The sequence below is a fragment of the Nocardioides sp. zg-1230 genome, assembly GCF_013155335.1.
Classification (GTDB): Bacteria; Actinomycetota; Actinomycetes; order Propionibacteriales; family Nocardioidaceae; genus Nocardioides.
In genome coordinates, this window is sequence record NZ_JABJQZ010000005.1 from 130,231 (window position 1) to 149,177 (window position 18,947).

General features: G+C 72.5%; 19 protein-coding genes. 13 read left to right on the forward strand and 6 right to left on the reverse strand.

Translation table 11 applies throughout. The annotated features are described in order from the left end of the window. Nucleotides 1-95: 95 nt before the first annotated feature. The gene (locus HOO61_RS16540; RefSeq protein WP_172260420.1) at nucleotides 96-878 is read left to right on the forward strand and encodes a 1,6-dihydroxycyclohexa-2,4-diene-1-carboxylate dehydrogenase; all 783 of its coding nucleotides are present in this window, start codon (nucleotides 96-98) and stop codon (nucleotides 876-878) included. 83 nt (nucleotides 879-961) lie between these two features. Continuing rightward, a complete protein-coding gene (locus HOO61_RS16545; protein WP_172260422.1) occupies nucleotides 962-2,023 on the forward strand; it encodes a 2-keto-3-deoxygluconate permease in 1,062 nt (353 codons plus the stop codon). A 54-nt stretch (nucleotides 2,024-2,077) separates the two neighbouring features. On the opposite strand, the gene HOO61_RS16550 is transcribed toward HOO61_RS16545, so the two are convergent. The 5 genes from HOO61_RS16550 to HOO61_RS16570 all read right to left on the reverse strand — a co-directional run bounded on the left by HOO61_RS16550 (nucleotide 2,078) and on the right by HOO61_RS16570 (nucleotide 6,795). Then, the gene (locus tag HOO61_RS16550) at nucleotides 2,078-3,253 is read right to left on the reverse strand and encodes an endonuclease/exonuclease/phosphatase family protein (protein ID WP_172260424.1); all 1,176 of its coding nucleotides are present in this window, start codon (nucleotides 3,251-3,253) and stop codon (nucleotides 2,078-2,080) included. 81 nt (nucleotides 3,254-3,334) lie between these two features. Beyond that, complete coding sequence (locus HOO61_RS16555) at nucleotides 3,335-3,976, reverse strand: 3-oxoacid CoA-transferase subunit B (protein WP_172260426.1); 642 nt, start codon at nucleotides 3,974-3,976, stop codon at nucleotides 3,335-3,337. Beyond that, nucleotides 3,973-4,752: a CoA transferase subunit A gene (locus tag HOO61_RS16560; RefSeq protein WP_172260428.1), complete on the reverse strand. Its 780-nt coding sequence runs from the start codon at nucleotides 4,750-4,752 to the stop codon at nucleotides 3,973-3,975. Before HOO61_RS16560 ends, HOO61_RS16555 begins: the two co-directional genes overlap by 4 nt. Further along, nucleotides 4,749-5,525, reverse strand: a complete 777-nt coding sequence (pcaD, locus tag HOO61_RS16565) for a 3-oxoadipate enol-lactonase (protein WP_172260430.1) — start codon at nucleotides 5,523-5,525, stop codon at nucleotides 4,749-4,751. The genes HOO61_RS16560 and pcaD overlap by 4 nt, the downstream gene beginning before the upstream one ends. A gap of 55 nt (nucleotides 5,526-5,580) precedes the next feature. After that, nucleotides 5,581-6,795, reverse strand: coding sequence for an acetyl-CoA C-acetyltransferase (locus HOO61_RS16570; RefSeq protein ID WP_172260432.1), 1,215 nt, complete (start codon nucleotides 6,793-6,795; stop codon nucleotides 5,581-5,583). A gap of 176 nt (nucleotides 6,796-6,971) precedes the next feature. Between HOO61_RS16570 and HOO61_RS16575 the strand changes: the two genes are divergently transcribed. The 8 genes from HOO61_RS16575 (at nucleotide 6,972) to HOO61_RS16610 (ending at nucleotide 14,258) form a co-directional block, all read left to right on the forward strand. Continuing rightward, the gene (locus HOO61_RS16575) at nucleotides 6,972-7,499 is read left to right on the forward strand and encodes a hypothetical protein (protein WP_172260434.1); all 528 of its coding nucleotides are present in this window, start codon (nucleotides 6,972-6,974) and stop codon (nucleotides 7,497-7,499) included. A gap of 55 nt (nucleotides 7,500-7,554) precedes the next feature. After that, on the forward strand, nucleotides 7,555-8,439 hold the full coding sequence (locus HOO61_RS16580; RefSeq protein ID WP_172260436.1) for a LysR substrate-binding domain-containing protein: 885 nt from the start codon (nucleotides 7,555-7,557) through the stop codon (nucleotides 8,437-8,439). A gap of 102 nt (nucleotides 8,440-8,541) precedes the next feature. Next, the gene (locus HOO61_RS16585; RefSeq protein ID WP_172260438.1) at nucleotides 8,542-8,724 is read left to right on the forward strand and encodes a hypothetical protein; all 183 of its coding nucleotides are present in this window, start codon (nucleotides 8,542-8,544) and stop codon (nucleotides 8,722-8,724) included. A gap of 6 nt (nucleotides 8,725-8,730) precedes the next feature. Continuing rightward, nucleotides 8,731-8,898: a hypothetical protein gene (locus HOO61_RS16590; RefSeq protein WP_172260440.1), complete on the forward strand. Its 168-nt coding sequence runs from the start codon at nucleotides 8,731-8,733 to the stop codon at nucleotides 8,896-8,898. Then, complete coding sequence (locus tag HOO61_RS16595) at nucleotides 8,885-9,466, forward strand: TetR/AcrR family transcriptional regulator (RefSeq protein ID WP_172260442.1); 582 nt, start codon at nucleotides 8,885-8,887, stop codon at nucleotides 9,464-9,466. Before HOO61_RS16590 ends, HOO61_RS16595 begins: the two co-directional genes overlap by 14 nt. Nucleotides 9,467-9,506: 40 nt before the next feature. Beyond that, nucleotides 9,507-10,322, forward strand: a complete 816-nt coding sequence (locus tag HOO61_RS16600) for a DNA/RNA non-specific endonuclease (protein ID WP_172260444.1) — start codon at nucleotides 9,507-9,509, stop codon at nucleotides 10,320-10,322. Between the two features lie 220 nt (nucleotides 10,323-10,542). After that, entirely contained in the window at nucleotides 10,543-12,108 is a 1,566-nt protein-coding gene (locus tag HOO61_RS16605) for a CocE/NonD family hydrolase (protein WP_253942522.1), read from the forward strand. Nucleotides 12,109-12,149: 41 nt separating this feature from the next. Continuing rightward, the gene (locus HOO61_RS16610; RefSeq protein ID WP_172260449.1) at nucleotides 12,150-14,258 is read left to right on the forward strand and encodes an elongation factor G; all 2,109 of its coding nucleotides are present in this window, start codon (nucleotides 12,150-12,152) and stop codon (nucleotides 14,256-14,258) included. 15 nt (nucleotides 14,259-14,273) lie between these two features. Here the strand turns inward: HOO61_RS16610 and HOO61_RS16615 are convergent, their stop codons facing one another. Next, nucleotides 14,274-15,599, reverse strand: a complete 1,326-nt coding sequence (locus HOO61_RS16615; RefSeq protein WP_172260451.1) for a serine hydroxymethyltransferase — start codon at nucleotides 15,597-15,599, stop codon at nucleotides 14,274-14,276. Between the two features lie 73 nt (nucleotides 15,600-15,672). Between HOO61_RS16615 and HOO61_RS16620 the strand changes: the two genes are divergently transcribed. The 3 genes from HOO61_RS16620 (at nucleotide 15,673) to HOO61_RS16630 (ending at nucleotide 18,947) form a co-directional block, all read left to right on the forward strand. Further along, nucleotides 15,673-16,584 carry a LysR family transcriptional regulator gene (locus HOO61_RS16620; protein WP_172260453.1) on the forward strand — a complete coding sequence of 304 codons (912 nt, stop codon included), beginning with the start codon at nucleotides 15,673-15,675 and terminating at the stop codon, nucleotides 16,582-16,584. Nucleotides 16,585-16,695: 111 nt separating this feature from the next. Further along, nucleotides 16,696-18,207, forward strand: coding sequence for a DUF3375 domain-containing protein (locus HOO61_RS16625; protein ID WP_172260455.1), 1,512 nt, complete (start codon nucleotides 16,696-16,698; stop codon nucleotides 18,205-18,207). Further along, a complete protein-coding gene (locus tag HOO61_RS16630) occupies nucleotides 18,204-18,947 on the forward strand; it encodes a DUF4194 domain-containing protein (RefSeq protein ID WP_172260457.1) in 744 nt (247 codons plus the stop codon). The genes HOO61_RS16625 and HOO61_RS16630 overlap by 4 nt, the downstream gene beginning before the upstream one ends.

Below are 18,947 nucleotides of genomic sequence, written 5' to 3' on the forward strand. Positions count from 1 at the left end.
GCAATCATCGGCAACTGATCTTTCTCCTCGACCGAATCGTCGTGCCACCCTGCTGCTCGGCGTGACACTCGTCACCGCTCGAGAGGAGGTCATGGATGTTCGACAGACGATTCGCCGACAAGGTCGTGGTGGTCACCGGGGCCGCGCAAGGCATCGGTGCTGCGGTGGCACACCGCGCAGCCCGGGAGGGCGCCCGCGTGGTGCTGGGTGATCGTTCCCCGTTGGTCGAGGAGGTGGCGGACGAGATCGCGGAGGTCGGCGGTCGTGCCCTCGCGCACGAGTGCGACCTCGAGTCGTACGAGGGGGCCGAGTCCCTGGTGGGGACGGCGACGGGCGAGCACGGGCGCATCGACGTGTGGATCAACAACGTCGGCGGCACCATCTGGACCCGGCCGTTCGAGCACTACGACGTGGCGGCGATCGAGCAGGAGATCAACCGGTCCCTGTTCCCGACGCTGTGGTGCTGCCGCGCCGTGCTCCCCGTCATGGTGGGCCAGGGCCGCGGGACCATCGTGAACGTCTCGTCCATCGCGACCCGCAGCATCAACCGTGTGCCGTACGCCGCAGCCAAGGGCGGCGTCAACGCATTGACGGCGTCGCTGGCCTTCGAGGCTGCCGCGAAGGGCGTGCGGGTCGTGGCCACCGCTCCGGGCGGGACGGAGGCACCCGCCAGGCGGGTTCCCCGCAACACCGAGGACCTCGACGAGCGCGACCGGCGGTGGTACGAGGAGATCGTCGATCAGACCGTCTCGTCGACCCACCTGTCCCGCTACGGGACGCTCGACGAGCAGGTCGCACCGATCCTCTTCCTTGCCTCGGACGAGGCGTCCTACATCACCGGCAGCGTGCTGCCGGTGGGTGGTGGCGACCAGGGCTGAGCCGGCCACCCGGTCAACGCCCCACGACTTTCCCCCAGCCGGGCCGCACGATCGTGCGCGCCCCTACACGAAGGACTCTTGTCATGGACCCACTCCTGCGCGCCATCGGTCGGATCCCGGGCGCCCTCATGATCGTCCCCCTCTTCCTCGGGGCCGTCGTCAACACCGTGTTCCCCGACGTTCTGGCGATCGGCAGCTTCACCACGGCGCTGTTCAAGGACGGCGCACCTGTGCTCATCGGCCTGTTCTTCCTCTCCGTCGGTGCGCAGATCCAGCTGCGTGCAGCCCTGCCGGCCGTGGAGAAGGGCCTCGTCCTGCTGCTCGCCAAGTACGGCGTCGCGGTCCTCGCCGGCCTGGCGGTCGCGTTCCTGACGCCCGAGGGCAACCTGTGGGGACTGGTGCCGCTGGCCGTGATCGCCGCGATGTCGAACTCCAACGGGTCGCTCTACGTCGCGCTGACCAGCCAGTTCGGCAACAAGACCGACAAGGGCGCCATCTCCATGCTGTCCATCAACGACGGCCCGTTCCTCACGATGGTCGCGCTCGGTGCGGCAGGGCTCGCGGACTTCCCACTCATGGCCCTCCTGGCGGCGATCCTGCCGATGATCCTCGGCTTCGTCCTGGGCAACACGAGCACGATCGCCCGTGAGTTCTTGGCGCCGGGGGAGAAGCTCATCATCCCCTTCGCGGCGTTCGCGCTGGGCGCGGGCATCGACTTCACGGTGCTCGCCACGTCCGGGCTGGTCGGGGTCCTGCTCGGTCTGGCCACCGTCGTCCTCTCCGGCGGAGCCGCCGTGCTCGCCCTCTATGCGTGGCACGTCGTTCGCCGCCACCCGCGGCCGACGCGCAACCTCGTCGCCGGTGTGAGCGAGGCAAGCACCGCCGGCAACGCCATCGCCACGCCCGTAGCGGTGGCCAGCATCGACCCCAGCCTGCTGGCGGTCCAGGAGAGCGCCACGGCGCAGGTCGCGGCGGCGGTGGTCACCACGGCCTTCACTGCGCCCTTCCTCGTCGCCTACGTGTCGGCGTGGCAGCGTCGTCGCGGGGTCACGCCCGAGGCCGAGGAGGCCCTGTACGAACCCCGCGAGGCCCCGCTCGCCCTCGAGGGAGAACCGCTGCCACAGCTCGACCCGCAGCGAGTCTGACCGCACGCACGTAGAGGCCCCCTCCCGCGGGAGGGGGCCTCTACGTGCGTGCGGTCAGCGGCGGGCCGGCACCACCAGGCGTGCGACGACACCGGCGTGGTCGGAGGGCCACAGGCCCGACGCGGTCATGTCGGCCGGGTCGTCGCCGACGATGTGGGCGCGGGCGGCCTTGACGTCGCGGCTGTGCAGGACCAGGTCGATCCGCGAGGTGAGCGGGTTGTCCGGGTCGGTGAGGGTTGCGCCGAGGCAGCACGTGAAGCCGGGGTCACCGGGGTTGTTCCTCGGCCAGGCGTCGGCGCCGACGCCCGCCAGGAGGCGCGTGTACGCCGGTGCGTCCGGTGCGTCGGAGTTGTAGTCACCGACGTAGACCATCGGCAGGCTGCCGAGCTGGGTCGTGAGAGCGGCCTGCGCGGCCAACAGCTCGCCGACCTGGGCGACGCGGACCTGCTCGCCGTCGAGACCGGGGATGCCGAAGGCCTCGAGGTGGGAGTTGACGAAGCGGAACGTGGCCTTGCCCACCGTCAGGTCCGCCGAGCCCCAGCCCCGCGCCACGGGCAGCAAACCCCCGTCGTAGGGGAAGCTGATGATGGTGTCGTAGGTGCCGGTGCGTGCGTTGGTCGCGGCCACGTCGTCGCGGACGATGATCACGTCACGGTCGGCGAGGCTGACCGCGCGCGTCGGGAACGTGGCCGTGGGGCTCGCCAAGTAGGGGATGGGCGGGGAGGAGAAGTTGTGCGCCGTCGCGCCCGCGACCTCCCGGTAGTCGGCGCCCCGCTCCTCCAGCGCATCCAGCAGCAGTTCGAGGAAGTCGTACGCGACGGTCGGGTTGCTCGTCTCGCGGGTCAGCGGGTTGTAGGCGTACGTCGTCCAGGTGGTGACCTCCTGCAGGCCCACGGCGTCCGCATCGGCCGCCACGATCTCGTCGGCGATCGCCCCCATCCGCTCCTCGGGCCGGGTCGCCTGCACGGCGGCCCACGTCTGCGTCGCGGCGCCGACGATGGCGGCGTTGTTGCCGCTGACGAGCGCCGTCAGGATCGGGGTCAGCTCCGCACCGAGGTAGAGGTTGCGCGTCATGACGGTGGCCGTGCGCGCCGGGGTGCCCTGCCCGGCGCCCGGAGGGCCGGCATGGACGCTCGCGCTGGGCACCAGTGCGGTGCCCAGCGCGAGTGCCGAGGCGAGGAGACCCAGGAGGACGCGGAGGAGGACGCGGTGGTGGGGGGTTCTGGTCATCCTCGGACCGTCGCACTCCCGGCCGCGACGGGGCATCCCCCAATTGGGGGCATTGGGCCTCAGTCGTCGTGAGTCGTCATGTCAGACCCCGACCGGCACCCGCACGGGGGCGGCGGTCCGCTCGACGAGCTCCTCGGCGGTGACGCCCGGCGCGAGCTCGACGAGCTCGAAGCCGTCGCCCGCGACGTCGAGGACGCCCAGGTCGGTGACGACCCGGTCGACGACGCGACGGCCGGTGAGGGGGAGGTCGCACGCGGCGACCAGCTTGGCGGCGCCGCTCCTGGAGACGTGCTCCATCAGCACGATCACCCGACGGGCGCCGCTGACGAGGTCCATCGCGCCGCCCATGCCCTTGACCATCGATCCCGGCACCATCCAGTTGGCGAGGTCGCCGGCCATGGAGACCTGCATGCCGCCGAGGACGGCGGTGTCGATGTGGCTGCCGCGGATCATCGCGAAGCTCAGCGAGGAGTCGAAGAACGACGCCCCGGGCAGCACCGTGACGGTCTGCTTGCCGGCGTTGACCAGGTCGGGGTCGACCTCGTCCTCGTAGGGGTAGGGCCCGACACCGAGGATGCCGTTCTCGGCGTGCAGAGTGACCGTCGAGTCCGCCGGCAGGTGGGCCGGGATCATCGTCGGCAGGCCGATGCCGAGGTTGACGTACTCGCCGGCCCTCAGCTCGAGCGCGGCCCTCGCGGCCATCTCGTCTCGTGTCCAGCTCATGCCTGCGCCGCCTCTCGGGGTCGGGTGGTCAGCTTCTCGATGTCCTTCTCGTGGGCCTGCGACGGCGTCAGCTCGACGACGCGCTGGACGAACACCCCGGGCAGGTGGATGTCGTCGGGCGCGATGTCGCCGACCTCCACGACCTCCTCGGCCTCGACGATGGTCAGCCGCCCGGCCATCGCGGCCGGGATGTTGAAGTTGCGGGCCGAGGCGTGGAAGACGCAGTTTCCCGCGCGGTCGACCTTCGCGGCGCGGACGAGTGCGACGTCGGTGACGATCGACTCCTCGAGCACCATGTCGACGCCGTGGAAGGTGCGCACCTCCTTGGCCTCGGAGGCGAGCGCGACGGTGCCGTCGGGGTGGTAGCGCCAGGGGAGGCCGCCCTCGGAGACCATCGTGCCCACGCCGGTCGGGGTGAAGAAGGCCCCGATGCCGGCACCGCCGGCGCGCAGCCGCTCGGCGAGCGTGCCCTGCGGGGTGAGCTCGACGGTCAGCTCGCCGGCGAGGTACTGCCGGCCGAACTCCTTGTTCTCCCCGACGTACGACGCGATGACGCGCGTGATGCGGCGGGCCTCGAGGAGCAGGCCGAGGCCCGCGCCGTCGACGCCGCAGTTGTTGGACACGACGGTGAGGTCGTCGGCGCCCTGGTCGAGCAGCGCGCTGATCAGCGTCCACGGGATGCCGACCAGGCCGAAGCCGCCGACGGCCAGGCTCGCGCCGGGTGCGATGTCGGCGACGGCCTCCGCGGCGCCGGGGACGACCTTGTCGATGCTCATGCCGTGCTGCCCTTCAGGTGCTGGACGATCGCGGGGGTGATGGCCTGCGGCTGCTCCGCGTTGGCGAGGTGGGCCGATCCGGGTACGACGAGCAGGTGTCCGTCCTGGACGCCGTCGGCGATCGCCTCGAGGTGCGGTGGGGGCGTGGCCGGGTCGTCGGCACCGGCGATCGCGAGCGTCGGTGCGGCGATGCGGGGGAGGTCGTCGCGCAGGTCCATCTCGGCGATGACCTCGCAGCACGAGGCGTAGCCCTCGGCGGGCGTGGCGCTCACGACGGCCTCGCTCTCCGCGCGGACGTCGGGGTTCTCCCCGAGGAAGTCCGGGGTGTACCACCGGGCGACGACGGCCTCGGCGACCGCCGAGCTGCCGTTCGCGCGCACGGTGGCGGCGCGGTCGTGCCAGGCGCTGGACGGGTCGAGCTTGGCGCCGGTGCACAGCACGACGAGGCGGTCCACGCGCTCGGGGTTGCGGGCGGCGAGGCGCATGCCGGTCATGCCGCCGAGCGACAGGCCGACGAAGTGGGCCTTCTCGACGCCCAGGCTGTCGAGCAGCGCGACGACGTCGTCGGCGAGGTCGTCGATGCCGTAGGGACCGGGCGGGACGGGGGAGCCGCCGTGGCCGCGGGTGTCGTAGCGCACGACGCGGAAGTCCTTCGCCAGCTCGTCGGCCTGGGCGTCCCACATGGAGGTCGTGGAGCCGAGCGAGTTCGACAGCACCACGACGGGGGCGCCCTCGGGGCCGGTGACGACGTGGTGGACGGAGACGGCGCTCATTTTCGGGGTCCCTGGTCGAAGCGGAGCGGAACGAGCATTCGGCTGGGGTGAATCATCAGACGACCCGCTCGAAGACTGCAGCGAGACCCTGCCCGCCGCCGATGCACATCGTCTCGAGGCCGTAGCGCGACTCCCGGCGCTGCATCTCGTGGGCCATCGTGGCGAGGATGCGGGCACCGGTGGCGCCGACCGGGTGGCCCAGCGAGATGCCGGAGCCGTTGGGGTTGAGGCGCTCGTCGGTCGGGTCGACCTTCCACTCGCGCAGGCACGCCAGCACCTGGGCGGCGAAGGCCTCGTTGAGCTCGATCAGGTCGATCTCGTCGAGCGTGAGCCCGGCGCGCTCGAGTGCGGCTGCGGTCGCGGGGACCGGGCCGATGCCCATCACCTCGGGCCCGACCCCGGCCACGGCCCACGACCGCAAGGCGAGCAGCGGTCGCAGCCCTCGGCGCTCGGCCTCGTCGCGTGTGGTGACCACGCACATCGCAGCGCCGTCGTTCTGCCCGCTGGCGTTGCCGGCGGTGACGGTCGAGGCGGGGTCGACCTTCTCGCGGACCGGCCGCAGCGCGGCGAGCTGCCCGAGAGTGGTGTCGGGGCGTGGGTGCTCGTCGCGGTCCACGACCACGTCCGGCTTTCCGCGGCGGCCCGGGACGGTGACGGGCACCAGCTCGTCGGCGAGCCGGCCCGCCTCGTGGGCCGCGCCGGCCCGCTGCTGGGAGCGGACCGAGAGCTCGTCCTGCTCCTCGCGCGAGATGTCGTACTCCCTGCGGAGGTTCTCCGCCGTCTCGAGCATCCCACCCGGCACCGGGTGGTCCTTGCCGCCGGCGGTCTCGCGGGCCCGCACCAGGCGGTCCATCAGCTCGACGCTGCCGCTGCGGACGCCGGTCCGGAGACCGAGGGCGTAGTGCTCGACGTTGGACATCGACTCGGCGCCACCCGCCACGATGAGCGTGCCCGCGCCGCTGGCGACCTGCGCGGCGGCGTACAGGACCGCCTGCAGGCCCGAGCCGCAGCGACGGTCGAGCTGGAGACCGGGGACGCCGGTGCCGAGCCCGGCGTCGAGGGCGGCGATGCGGCCGATGGCCGGGTTCTCGCCGCTCGGGTAGCAGTTGCCCAGGACGACGTCGTCGACGTCCCCCTCCTGCAGGCCCGTCCGGCGGACGAGCTCGATCAGGGTGGTCGAGGCCAGGTCGACGGCGGACAGGGAGGCGAACGCGCCGCCGTAGCGACCCACCGGGGTCCGTACCGGCTCACAGATGACGATGTCGGGCATGGATCGAACCTAGTCGTGACGTTCGATACAGTGAAGTATCCGTTTCGGCGACACTGAGACCCGCAGCGTCCTAAAGGTCTGCGGGAGGTGCGCGGCGGTTGAGCGATCGCCGGCGCCGACCCTTGCGGCCGGTCAGCGAGCGGCGCGATCATGGGAGCCCGGGGGAGGGAAGCGGCATGGACACGACGAGATGGACCGCTCGCGCACTGTCTGCCTGTGTGGTCGGAGCGATGCTGGCCCTCCCGGGGGCGGCGCACGCGGGGACCGGCGTGTTCGACGATCCGGTCGGGGACTCGACCGGCGTGGACGTCTCGCGGGTGCGGGTGGTCCACAGGAACGCCGTGAAGGTCAGCGTCCGCTCGGCCTTGCCGCTGGCGGTGGCGCAGGTCTACTCGTTCTGGATCGACACCGGCCGCGGCGCCCGGCCGACCTACCGGGTGTCGTTCCGCGCCAACGCGGGGTTCGACGACGCGCTCGGGCTCGTGGGGTCCTTCGGCCAGCGGCCGTCGCGCTTCGTGAGGTGCCCCGGCATGCGGGCGCGCGCCGACATCTTCACGGACGCCCCGGTCTCCCTCCGGATCCCGCGGCGGTGCCTGGGCGACCCGAGGAGGGTCCGGGTCGCCGTACGCTTCGAGGACGAGACCACGGGCTCGACCGACTGGGCGCCGGAGCGACGGACGTTCACTCCCTGGGTGACGAGGTAGACCGGAGGTCGTGCCACTCATTCCGACCTGATCGAGACTCTGGAAGTCTTGGTCCATGGAACTGCGCCACCTCCGCTACTTCGTCGCCGTCGCCGAGCAGCGCCACTTCGGCCGGGCTGCCGAGCTGCTGCACATGGCGCAGCCGCCCCTCTCGCAGGCGATCCGCCAGCTGGAGGCCGAGCTCGGCGTCACCCTGCTCACCCGCACGACCCGGCGGGTGGACCTGACCGCTGCCGGCACGGCCTACCTCGCCCGGGCGCGCGACATCCTCGCTTCGGTGGACGCCGCGAGGGAGGAGGCCGAGCGGGTCGCGTCCGGCCGGTCTGGCCGTCTGGTCGTCGGGTGCGTCGGCTCGGCGACGTACTCACTCCTCCCCGCCCTCGCGCGCCGGCTGCGTGAGGAGGTCCCTGCGGTCGACTTCGGCTTCCGTGGCGAGATGCTGTCGCCCGAGCAGGTCGCGCGGCTGCGGGACGGCTCCCTCGACCTGGCCCTGCTGAGGCGGCTGCCCGACCAGAACGGCCTGACCGTGACCGGCGTGCGGCACGACCGCCTGCTCGTGGCGATGCCGCAGGATCACCGCTTCGCGTCGAGGCGGCGGTTGCGGGTCACGGACCTGGCGGGGGAGGACCTCGTCGTCCACGCCGGGGGAGGCCGGTCGGCGATGAACGCGCTCGTGCAGGACCTCTTCGAGGATGCCGGGCAGGAGGCCCGGGTCGTCCACCAGGTCGCCGAGACCTCGACCCTGGTGACCTTCGTGGCGGCCGGGCTCGGCATCGCCGTCGTGCCCGAGCCGACCGCGGCGCTCGCGGTGCCTGGCGTCGTCTACGTCTCGCTCGTCGGGGCGCCCGGGATCGAGCTGGTGGCTGCGCACCGCGCCGACGACGACAACCCGGTGCTCGCCCGCGCGACCGCTGCGCTGTCGGCGGTGGCGGACGGCTGACGCCGGCGCGGCCCCGCACCTCGCGGCCCTTGGTGGGTGTCGCTACGATGACCGTATCGTTATCCCGAGGGCCGGTGACCGGCCCAGGAAGAGGTGGCAGGAATGAGTGTCGAAGTGGTCGTGTTCATCGTCGCGGCGTCGCTGGCAGGCGGGCTCTCGATGGGGGCCGTCACCTGGATCTACTTCCTCGACAAGTGGCGCTCGGACCCGGAGACGTCGTCCGCGCCACCGCCCCGCTCCGTCTTCGCGGGGCCGGACGAGGGTCGCCTCGACGAGGCGGCGTGAGCCGACATGCACCCGCTGCTCGTCCTGCTCGCGTTCACCGTCGCGGCCGTGGCGACGTACGCCGTCGTGCTGGGGCTGCTCACGGCGGCATCGGTCGTCCCGCGCGACCGTGGGGAGGGGCAGGCGTCGGAGGAGCCTGGTCTCCGACACGATGGTGAGCATGCCGGCCACTGACTCGTCCTCGCGACCGGGCCGCCCGCGCGAGGCATCGGTGGACCAGCGCCTGCACGCCGCCGTGCTCGAGCTGCTCCGCACCGGCGGCCCGGGAGCCGTGACGGTCGACCGGGTCGCGGCGACCTCGGGTGTCGCCAAGACGTCCATCTACCGCCGTCACGCCAACCGCAGCGAGCTGCTGACAGCCGTCCTGTCCACCGCCATCGGCCTCCCCGACGTGCCCGAGGAGGACGAGGTGCGCGACAAGATCCGCGCCTCGCTCGAGCAGACCTGGCGGCAGATGGGTGTCGTCCTGGGGCCCGGTGGCCTCGCTGCGATCGTCGGCGACAGCGACCCGGAGTTCACCGGGCTGTTCCGCGCGGCGCTCCAGCCCTACGTCGACACGCTCGTCCAGCTGATCCGTGCCGACGTCGACGCCGGCCTCCTGCGCGCCGGGCTCGACGCCGAGGGCGTGGTGAGCCTCATGGTCGGCGCCTACCTCGGCGAGCTCGTGCGGCGCGGCGAGGTGGCGCCCGCGTGGTTGGACCGGACCCTCGAGCTCCTCTGGGTGCTCATGGCGCCCTGCTGAGCACAGCGCCCCGGTTCGAGGCGTGCGCGAGACTGCGAGCATGGCCGACCTCGGGTACGACCCCCGCTTCCTCGACACCGACATCGCGCCGCCGCAGACGCCCGCTCCCGGTCCCGACGACGACCCCGCGCTCGCGACGCCGCTCGACTACGCCCACTTCACGGTGCGGATGCACCCCGAGCGCCGACTGGCCTGGTGGGTGGCCTGGAACGTCGACGGTCTGCGCCTGTTCCCCAGCGACAGCATCAGCCGGTCGGGGGAGCGGTTCCGGCTCGACCCCCGCATCCCGGCCGACACGCAGACGGGTGAGGCGGTGTACGCGGCCAACGACCTCGACCGCGGCCACGTCGCGCGCCGCTCCGACGTGCTGTGGGGGACGCTCGACGAGGCGAGGCTGGCCAGCTCCGCCTCGTTCTACTTCACCAACATCACGCCGCAGCACCAGGACTTCAACCAGTCCGGCCGCGGCGGGGTGTGGGGCCTGCTCGAGAACGCCGTGCTGGCCCTCGAGGGGTTGGCGGAGCGCCGGCTGACCCTCTTCGCCGGACCTGTGCTCGACCCCGACGACCCGCCCTACCGGGGCGTGCAGCTGCCCGTCGAGCACTGGAAGGTCGTCGTCTACCGGCTCGACGGGCGGCTGCGCGCGAAGGCGTTCCTCCTGACGCAGGACCTCGACGGCCTCGAGCGCGCGGCGCCTGACTTCCTGGACGACTTCGACACCTGGCTCGTGCCGCTCGCGCTCCTCGAGGAGCGCACCGGCCTGACGTTCGCGAGCCTGCGGGACGCCGTCGAGCCCGAGGAGCTCCGACCCACAGGCCCGGTCCTCATCACGGACGCCGAGCAGGTCGACTGGTAGCGAGGGCAGGCCGGCGTCTCGAGCTCGTTGACAGACCTCCCGGTCGGACCGATCGTGGGAGATGAGCCCGGGCCGGCCGGCCCGGGCGTCGGTCCAGAGCTCCCGGACCGGAGGCGGCATGCGGCACCGGTTGCGGCACCCCCTCGCGGGCGGCGTCGCCCGCGTCCTCCGGCTGCCGCCGGGCCGTCACCGCTACACGGTGCGCCCGGTGTGTGTCCCCATGCGTGACGGCGTGGAGCTGCTGGCCGACGTGTACACGCCGGTGGCCGGGTCCGCGGGCACGGTGCTCATCCGTACGCCGTACGGCCGTGACGGGCTCGTCGCCCAGCTCACCGCGGGCTTCTTCGCCGCTCACGGTTACCAGGTCGTGAACCAGGGCTGCCGCGGGACGTCCGGCTCCGGCGGGACGTTGGACCCGTTCCGCCAGGAGCGTGCCGACGGGGCCGACACCGTCGCCTGGCTGCGTGGGCAGCCCTGGTTCGGCGGTCGGCTGGCGCTGTGGGGTGCCTCCTACCAGGGGCACGCGGCCTGGGCCGTGCTGGCGGACCCTCCTCCGGAGGTGGTGACGGCGGTGATCGTCAACTCGGCGCACGACGGCCACTGGGCGACGCACGGGTCCGGCGCCTTCTCCCTCGAGGAGGTGGTGGGTCTCATGGACGGCCTGGGCCACCTCGACGTCGGCGCGGTCAAAGGTCTCGCGCGCGGCGTGACGGCGGGTCGGCGGCTGCGGCCCGCGTTCGAGGAGCTTCCCCTCGTCAGGGCCCAGGAACTCTTCGTGCGCACCGGCATGCCGTACGCGGACTGGCTGGTGGCGTCGGACCCTGACGACCCGCTGTGGCGCGACATGCGACTCGGCCAGGCCCTCGACCGGGTCACCGTGCCGGTCCTGCTGCAGACAGGGTGGCAGGACAGGTTCCCCGCCCAGATGATCGAGGCATTCGGGCGGCTGCAGCAGCGCGGCGTCGAGGCCGGGCTCACCATCGGACCGTGGACCCACGTCCAGACGCTCACCAAGGGCGCGGCAGTCGTCATGGCGGAGGCACTGGACTGGCTGGCCGAGCACCTCGCCGGCGCCCCGGGTCGGCAACGGCCGGGCCCGTTCCGGATCTACGTGACGGGAGCGGAGGAGTGGCGTCACCTGGACGCGTGGCCGCCGCCCGCCGCCGAGCGTGTGCTGCACCTCCAGCCCGGGGGCGGGCTCGCGGAGACGCCGCCGCCGTCCTCGGCCGGCCCGACGACGTTCACCTACGACCCTGCCCGCCCCACGCCGGCGGTCGGCGGCCGGGTGATCAACCCGGCGATCGGCGGTCGCCGCGACAACCGCACGCTCGAGGCGCGCCCGGACGTCGTCACGTTCGACAGCGCACCGCTGACCGAGCCACTGGAGGTGCTCGGCGAACCGGTCGTCGAGGTCGTGCACGAGACCGACAACCCGTGGGCCGACCTCTTCGTGCGCCTGTGCGAGGTGGGGCGCGGCGGGCGCTCGGTCAACCTCAGCGACGGCTTCGTGAGGCTGGGGCCGGACGACGCGAACGGAACCGTCGTGCTGCGACTGGACGCCCTCGCGCACCGGTTCGCGGTCGGCAGCCGACTCCGGCTGCAGGTCTCCGGAGGAGCCCATCCCCGGTACGCGAGGAACCTCGGCACGGGCCAGGACCCGGCGACGAGCACGGACCTCGTGCCGTCGGCGCGCACGGTCCGTCACGGCGAAGGTGGTCTGTCGCTGGTCCGGCTGCCGTGCGTCTCACCCTTGCCTCCGGGACCGGATCGGGCGACAGTGACCTGACAGTTCTCGGACCGTCGGAACAGTGAGCAGGAGCCGCCACGGTGAGCAGAGAATCCGGCGCTGTCGCCGGTCAGACCGGCGCCCCGATCGCCACCCGCCCGGAGGAGATCCGCAACGTGGTCGTCGTGGGCGCGGCCGGTGCGGGCAAGACCACCCTCGTCGAGCGGCTGCTGGTCGCGGCCGGTGTCCTGAACCGGGCCGGCAGCACCGACGACGGGACGACCGTGTGCGACTTCGAGGAGGTCGAGCACCGCCAACGCCGTTCCGTCGCGCTCGCGCTGGCCCCGCTCGTGCACGACGGCGTGAAGGTCAACCTGCTGGACACCCCCGGGTACGTCGACTTCGTCGGCGAGGTGCGCGCGGGCCTCCGCGCGGCGGACTGCGCACTCTTCGTCGTAGCCGCGAACGAGGGCATCGACGAGGCCACGCGCGCGCTGTGGCGCGAGTGCGCCGACGTGGCCATGCCCCGGGTCGTGGTCGTCACCAAGCTCGACCACGTGCGCGCGGACGTCGACGGCGTCGTGGCGCAGGCACAGAGCGCGTTCGGCGAGCGGGTGCTGCCCGTGCACCTGCACGAGGAAGGGCGTCTCGTCGGCCTCATCGCCGACGACCACCGGCACGAGGCACAGCGAGCAGCGCTCGTCGAGGGCATCATCGAGGAGTCCGAGGACGAGACGCTGATGGAGCGATACGTCGGCGGCGAGCAGATCGACACCGAGCTCCTTCTCCGCGACCTCGAGCTCGCCGTCGCGCGGGGCTCCTTGCACCCGGTCGTCCCGGTCGACGCGACCAGCGGCGTCGGAGCCCCGGAGCTCCTCGACCTGATGGTGGCGGCGTTCCCCTCGCCGCGCGAGCACCCGATGCCGAAGGTCTGCACGCCGACGGGTGGACCGGGTCCGGCGATCACGTGCGACCCGTCGGGTCCGTTGGTTGCGGAGGTCGTCAAGACGACCACCGACCCCTACCTCGGGCGGGTCAGCCTGGTCCGCGTCTTCTCGGGGACGGTGCTCCCGGACACCACGGTCCACGTCTCTGGGCACCGCTCGGCGTGGACAGGCGGCAGCGACCCCATCTCGAGCCATCCGGCCTCGAGCCACCCGGACCACGACGAGGACGAGCGGATCGGGTCCCTCTCCGTGCCGCTGGGCAAGGCCCAGCGCGTCGTCGCCTCCGCGGTCGCGGGCGACCTGTGCGCCATCGGACGGCTCAGCCGGGCCGAGACCAGTGACACCCTTTCCGCCGTGGACACGCCACTGGTGCTGGAGCCCTGGCAGGTGCCCGATCCCCAGCTGCCCGTGGCGATCCAGGTCCGCACGAAGAGCGACGAGGACAAGCTCGGGTCGGGACTCCAGCGGCTCGCAGCCGAGGACCCCACCCTGCGGGTCGAGCACAACGACGAGACCCACCAGGTCGTGCTGTGGACGATGGGGGAGGCCCACGCGGACGTCCTCCTCGACCGGCTCGCCGGCCGCTACGGCGTCCAGGTCGACGAGGTCGAGCTCCGGGTCCCCCTGCGGGAGACGTTCTCCCGCGCGGCCACCGGCCACGGCCGGCACGTGAAGCAGAGCGGGGGGCACGGTCAGTACGCCGTGTGCAGCATCGAGGTCGAACCGCTTCCGCAGGGCAGCGGGTTCGAGTTCGTCGACCGCGTCGTGGGAGGTGCGGTGCCGCGCCAGTTCATCCCCTCGGTCGAGAAGGGGGTCCGGTCGCAGATGATGCACGGGGTCACGAACGGCTGTCCGACGGTCGACCTCAGGGTGACCCTCACCGACGGCAAGGCCCACAGCGTCGACTCCTCCGACATGGCGTTCCAGACGGCCGGCGGGCTGGCGCTCCGCGACGCCGCGACGCGCGGCGGGACGTGCCTGCTCGAACCGGTTGACGAGGTGGAGGTGCTCGTCGCCGACGCCCTGGTCGGCACGATCATGGGGGACCTGTCCGCACGGCGGGGCAAGGTCCTGGGCAGCGAGCCGGCCCGCGACCCGGGCATGGTCGTGATCCGGGCGCACGTGCCCCAGCTGGAGCTCCGTCGGTACGCCGCCGAGCTGCGCTCCCTCGCCCACGGCTCGGCGTCGTTCACCCGGGCGTTCGCGGGCTACGAGCGGGTGCCCGACCAGGTCTCCGCCAGGCTTCCGGCCCGCGCCGACTAGGCACGGTCGGCAGCCTCAGTCGGTCGTGTAGTGGATGCCGCTGAAGTGCGCCCGCCACTCCGTGACGCGTGCCGCGACCTGCCCCGGGTCGGCCTGCGGGTCGAGTCCGTCCGCGATGAGCGACCCGAGGGTGGCCATGTCGGCTGGCTCCATCCCGATGCGGACGACCTCGGGGGTGCCGAGGCGCAGGCCGTTGGTGTCTCCGCCGACCTGGTCGATCGGGAGGCCGATCCCGCAGGCAAGGAGATTCGCTTTCCGCAGCCGTCTCGCTGCGTGCTGGCCGCCACCCCACGGCTGGGCACGAACAGCGAGCTGGTGGGAGTGCGTCGGCCCGTCGCTGCCCTCGTGGACGGGGAGCCCGCGCAGCGCCAGCTGACCGGCGAGCTCGGCGGCCGTCTCGACCATGGTGGTGGCGTAGTCCTTGCCGGTCACCTTCCAGTCGAGCATGGTCACGGCCAGGGCGGCGGCCTTGCCGGCGTCGAAGTTCGCGGTGAGGCCGGGATAGGCGATGGCCTCGATGCGCTCGGCCAGCTCGCTGTCGTTGGTGAGGACCAGTCCGCCGGGAGGACCGCCGAGGCTCTTGTAGGTGCTCATCGTCATCAGGTGGGCGCCCTGCTCGAGCGGGTTCGGCCAGGCGCCGCCCGCGACGAGGCCGCAGACGTGCGCCGCGTCGAAGAGGAGCACGGCGCCGACCTCGTCGGCGACCTCGCGCAGCTGGGCGACCGGGTGCGGGTAGAGGTTGAGGCTCGCGCCGATCGTGATCATGCGCGGACGGACCTCGTGGGCGAGCCGGCGCAGGGCGTCGACGTCGACGGTGTAGCGGTCGGCGTCGACGGGGGCCGCGACGGTGTTCAGCCGGTACATGCCGGCCGAGCCGCCCGCGTGGTGGGTGACGTGTCCACCGATGCTGGGAGGCGGCGCGATGATCGTGTCGCCGGGCTCGCAGGTCGCGAGGAAGGCGTAGAGGTTGGCGATCGCACCCGACGGCACCCTGATCTCGACGTACCGCGCGTCGAAGACCTCTGCGGCCAGCTCCGCGGCGATGACCTCGATCTTCTCGATGGCCTCCAGGCCCATCTCGTACTTGTCGCCGGGGTAGCCCAGGGAGGCCCGCGACCCGAGACCTGCCGCGAGCATCGCCTCGGCGCGGGGGTTCATCACGTTCGTCGCCGGGTTGAGGTTGATGCAGTCGCGATCGTGGATCTGGCGGTTCTGCGTCACGAGGCGGTCGAGGGTGTCGAGCACGTCGCTGCTCGAGGATCCCGCGGCGCCGGCGGCGAGCTGGTCGACGTACGCCGCGCTCTGCGGTGGCAGCCACGGTCGAGGTGCGAGTGCGGTCATGAGGAGATCGTGCACCGCCGACATTGGTAAGCACCAGCGCCGATCTCTGGACGACACCGTTTAGTCTCGCTACATGGTGGAGACGTCGAGGCTGCGGTTCCTGCAGGCGGTGCATCGCTGCGGCGCCGTGGGCGCCGCCGCGCGTCAGCTCGGCTACACCCCGTCCGCGGTGAGCCAGCAGATCGGGAAGCTGGAGCGGGAGGTCGGGCTGCCGCTGCTGGAGCCGGCGGGTCGCGGGGTCGTGCTGACCGACGCGGCGCTGGTGCTGGTCGAGGCCGCGGCTGCCATCGACCAGGCGCGGGAGCAGGCGAACGGCCGGATCGAGGAGCTCCTCGGCGTCGCGAGCGGTGAGACGGTGGGGACCGTCAGCGTCGCGTGCTTCCCGTCCGCGATCCGGGGAGTGGCCGCGCCCGCGCTCGGTTCCTTGGCGCAGGCGGCGCCACGACTGCGCGTCGACCTCGTCGAGCTCGCTCCCGAGCCGGCCCTCGAGGCCGTGGTCAGCGGGCGCGTCGACGTCGCCGTCGTCCACGACTGGGTGCACGACCGGACCACCTTCCCGGCCTCCCTGGAGACGACCCACCTCGCCGACGATCCCGTGGACCTGCTCGTGCCCGCGGGTCATCCGCTGGCGGGGCGGAGGACGGCCCGGCTCGAGGAGACGGTGGACGACGTCTGGGTGACGGACGTCTCGAACGGCATCTGCACCCGGTGGATCCTCGACATGCTGCGCGCAGCGGCCACGGAGCCACGGGTGGACTTCCGGGTGGAGGAGTACGCCTCCCAGGTCGCTCTCGTCGCCGCCGGCCTCTGCGTCTGCGTCCTGCCGCGACTCGGTCGTCCGGACCTCCCCGGCACGGTGCGAGCCATCTCCCTCGAGGGGCCTGTCCCGACCCGGCGCTTCATCGCAGCACACCGCACCACGACATCGCGTCGTCCTGCCGTCCAGCTGCTCGTCGAGGCCCTGCAGGCGCAGGTCTCCGGGTGACCTCGAGGTCGTCCGGGCCTCGGCCCGGACGGGCCCGCCCCACGGGCCGTCGGTGCCCTTTGCGATGCTTGCGCACCGAGCACAGGCGGTGACGAATCGAGGGAACGGGTCGTGAGTGGGATCGCAGGCGAGCTTGCGCGCGTGAAGGGCGCGTTCGCCCAGCCCACGCTGACCCTGCTCCACCAGCGGCAGGCGCCCGTGGTCATCACCATCTTCCGGACGGCGTTCGGCCGCACCAACCACCCCATCCCCACGGCGCGGCTGCACACCCAGGTCGAGGAGCACGTCGCCCAGATGCGGCTCGCCGGCGAGCAGGACGTCCCCACCGGCACGGGCCGTGAGATCTGCCAGCGCTGGATGCGCGGGCAGTGGCTAGTGCGCTCGCTCGACGAGGCCGGGCACGAGGTCTACGCGCTGACCTCCCACGCCCAGCAGGCGCTCGAGCTGGTCAAGAACCTCGCGCGCGACCGGGCCACGCTCAGCGAGCACCGGGTCGCGACGATCCTCGGCACCGTCCGCCGGTTCAACTCCGAGGCCAACCCCGACCGCACCTCCCGCGTCACGATCCTCAACGAGGAGATCGCCCGGCTCCGGGCCGAGCGCGACCGACTGGTCGACGGCGGCGAGCTGGACGGCGCGACCGAGGACTACATGCTCGAGGGGTTCACCGAGCTGCTGTCGCTGATCTCGGCGCTGCCGAGCGACTTCGCCCGGGTCGAGGAGCGTTTCGCGACGATCCGGGCGGAGATCCTCGCTGCGTTCCGGGCCGAGGACCGTCCGGCCGGTGAGGTCATCGACGACTACCTGGCCCGCGCCGACGCGCTGATGACCGCCACCCACGAGGGACGGGCGTTCGAGGGGGCGTTCGCGCTGCTGCGCGACGACGCCCTGGTGACGCAGCTGCGCGAGGACCTGACCGACCTGCTGGAGCACCCGCTCTCGGACCGGATCCTCAGCGACGCCGACCGCGCCGAGCTGCGGGGCACGGTGCGGCTGGTGCGCGACGGCCTCGACCGGGTGCTCGCCCAGCGTTCCCGCGTGACGGCGACGCTGAAGGAGTACATCGTCTCCCACGATGCCGCCCGCGACCGCGAGCTCGAGCAGACGCTGCGCCAGGTGGAGGCCGAGCTGATGACGTGGATGGCCACCACCGGGCCGCGCGCCGCCCACGACGTACCGCTCCTGCCCGCACGCACGAGCATCGACCACCTGCGCGAGCGCTTCCACGACCCCGCCGACGACGTGCTGCCCGACCGGATCAGCACGCCGGACCCCGACCTGGCGCCCCCGGTCTCGCTCTCCGAGCTCATGGCGCAGGGCGGGCCGAGGCTCTCGACGCTGCGGGAGCGCCTCGACGCGGTGATGACCTCCCTGCTCCCGGTCGCGTCCCTCGGGGCCCTGTTCGACGGGCTGGAGCCGTCGCTGCGCCGGCCGGTCGAGATCTTCGGGCTGCTGCACCTCGCCGCCGACCGGGACTGGCGAGCACAGGACTCCGCGGAGCCGTTCGAGGCCGTCCGGCCCGACGGGAGCCGTCGCACCTTCGCCGTGCCCCGCACCCCGCTGCCCGACCCCGACCTCCCCGACCTCCCCGAGCCCCAGCAACGGACGGAGACCCGCCCATGAGCGTCGAGACCCACCCCGAGATCGACGACGAGGTCGTCGACGAGGTCGTCGACGAGGGTTCGTTCTCGCTCTTCGAGGGCGACGAGGGCGGCCTGGAGTACGCCCAGCGCCGCGCCCTCGTGACGCTGCTCAAGCAGCGCTTCATCAGCGCCCGCACGCACCCGCGCGACTGGAGCGTGCTCGTCGAGCACGAGCGCCTCATCCGGTCGCGGCTCAACGACCTCTTCCTCGAGCTGCAGGTCGACCGCGCCCGCGAGGTCGCGTGGAAGCGACAGGCGACCTCCGAGACCGGGAGCCGGTTCCCGACGATGCTCTACGACGCCGCGTGGTCGCGCGAGGAGACGCTCGTGCTCGTGCACCTGCGCGACCGGCTGCGCGCCGGGGTGGCGAGCGGCGACGCACGCGTCTTCGTCGACCGGGAGGACATCGTCCGCTACGTCGCGAGCTTCCGGCCCTCGCACGCCACCGACGTCGCAGGCGACGACAAGCGGGCCCGCAACGCGATCACGAGCGTCGTGAAGGCGGGGCTCCTGATCGCCACCGGGTCGGAGGAGCGCTTCGAGATCAGCGAGGCGGTGGAGCCCCTGATCCCGCTCGAGCTGCTCCAGGAGCTGCTCGAGGCGCTGGTGGCGGCCAACGCCGGCGACGTCCCTGCCGGGCCCGACGAGCCGGCCGACCTGTTCGACGACGACGGCGGCGCGGACCACCCGGTCACCGGCGATCCCGCAGAGGAGCAGTGA

Bases quoted from the DNA above. Each gene is read 5' to 3' on its own strand.
- HOO61_RS16540 (WP_172260420.1), top strand. From the start codon at position 96: ATGTTCGACAGACGATTCGCCGACAAGGTCGTGGTGGTCACCGGGGCC.
- HOO61_RS16545 (WP_172260422.1), top strand. From the start codon at position 962: ATGGACCCACTCCTGCGCGCCATCGGTCGGATCCCGGGCGCCCTCATG.
- HOO61_RS16550 (WP_172260424.1), bottom strand. From the start codon at position 3,253: ATGACCAGAACCCCCCACCACCGCGTCCTCCTCCGCGTCCTCCTGGGT.
- HOO61_RS16555 (WP_172260426.1), bottom strand. From the start codon at position 3,976: ATGAGCTGGACACGAGACGAGATGGCCGCGAGGGCCGCGCTCGAGCTG.
- HOO61_RS16560 (WP_172260428.1), bottom strand. From the start codon at position 4,752: ATGAGCATCGACAAGGTCGTCCCCGGCGCCGCGGAGGCCGTCGCCGAC.
- pcaD (WP_172260430.1), bottom strand. From the start codon at position 5,525: ATGAGCGCCGTCTCCGTCCACCACGTCGTCACCGGCCCCGAGGGCGCC.
- HOO61_RS16570 (WP_172260432.1), bottom strand. From the start codon at position 6,795: ATGCCCGACATCGTCATCTGTGAGCCGGTACGGACCCCGGTGGGTCGC.
- HOO61_RS16575 (WP_172260434.1), top strand. From the start codon at position 6,972: ATGGACACGACGAGATGGACCGCTCGCGCACTGTCTGCCTGTGTGGTC.
- HOO61_RS16580 (WP_172260436.1), top strand. From the start codon at position 7,555: ATGGAACTGCGCCACCTCCGCTACTTCGTCGCCGTCGCCGAGCAGCGC.
- HOO61_RS16585 (WP_172260438.1), top strand. From the start codon at position 8,542: ATGAGTGTCGAAGTGGTCGTGTTCATCGTCGCGGCGTCGCTGGCAGGC.
- HOO61_RS16590 (WP_172260440.1), top strand. From the start codon at position 8,731: ATGCACCCGCTGCTCGTCCTGCTCGCGTTCACCGTCGCGGCCGTGGCG.
- HOO61_RS16595 (WP_172260442.1), top strand. From the start codon at position 8,885: ATGCCGGCCACTGACTCGTCCTCGCGACCGGGCCGCCCGCGCGAGGCA.
- HOO61_RS16600 (WP_172260444.1), top strand. From the start codon at position 9,507: ATGGCCGACCTCGGGTACGACCCCCGCTTCCTCGACACCGACATCGCG.
- HOO61_RS16605 (WP_253942522.1), top strand. From the start codon at position 10,543: ATGCGTGACGGCGTGGAGCTGCTGGCCGACGTGTACACGCCGGTGGCC.
- HOO61_RS16615 (WP_172260451.1), bottom strand. From the start codon at position 15,599: ATGACCGCACTCGCACCTCGACCGTGGCTGCCACCGCAGAGCGCGGCG.
- HOO61_RS16620 (WP_172260453.1), top strand. From the start codon at position 15,673: ATGGTGGAGACGTCGAGGCTGCGGTTCCTGCAGGCGGTGCATCGCTGC.
- HOO61_RS16630 (WP_172260457.1), top strand. From the start codon at position 18,204: ATGAGCGTCGAGACCCACCCCGAGATCGACGACGAGGTCGTCGACGAG.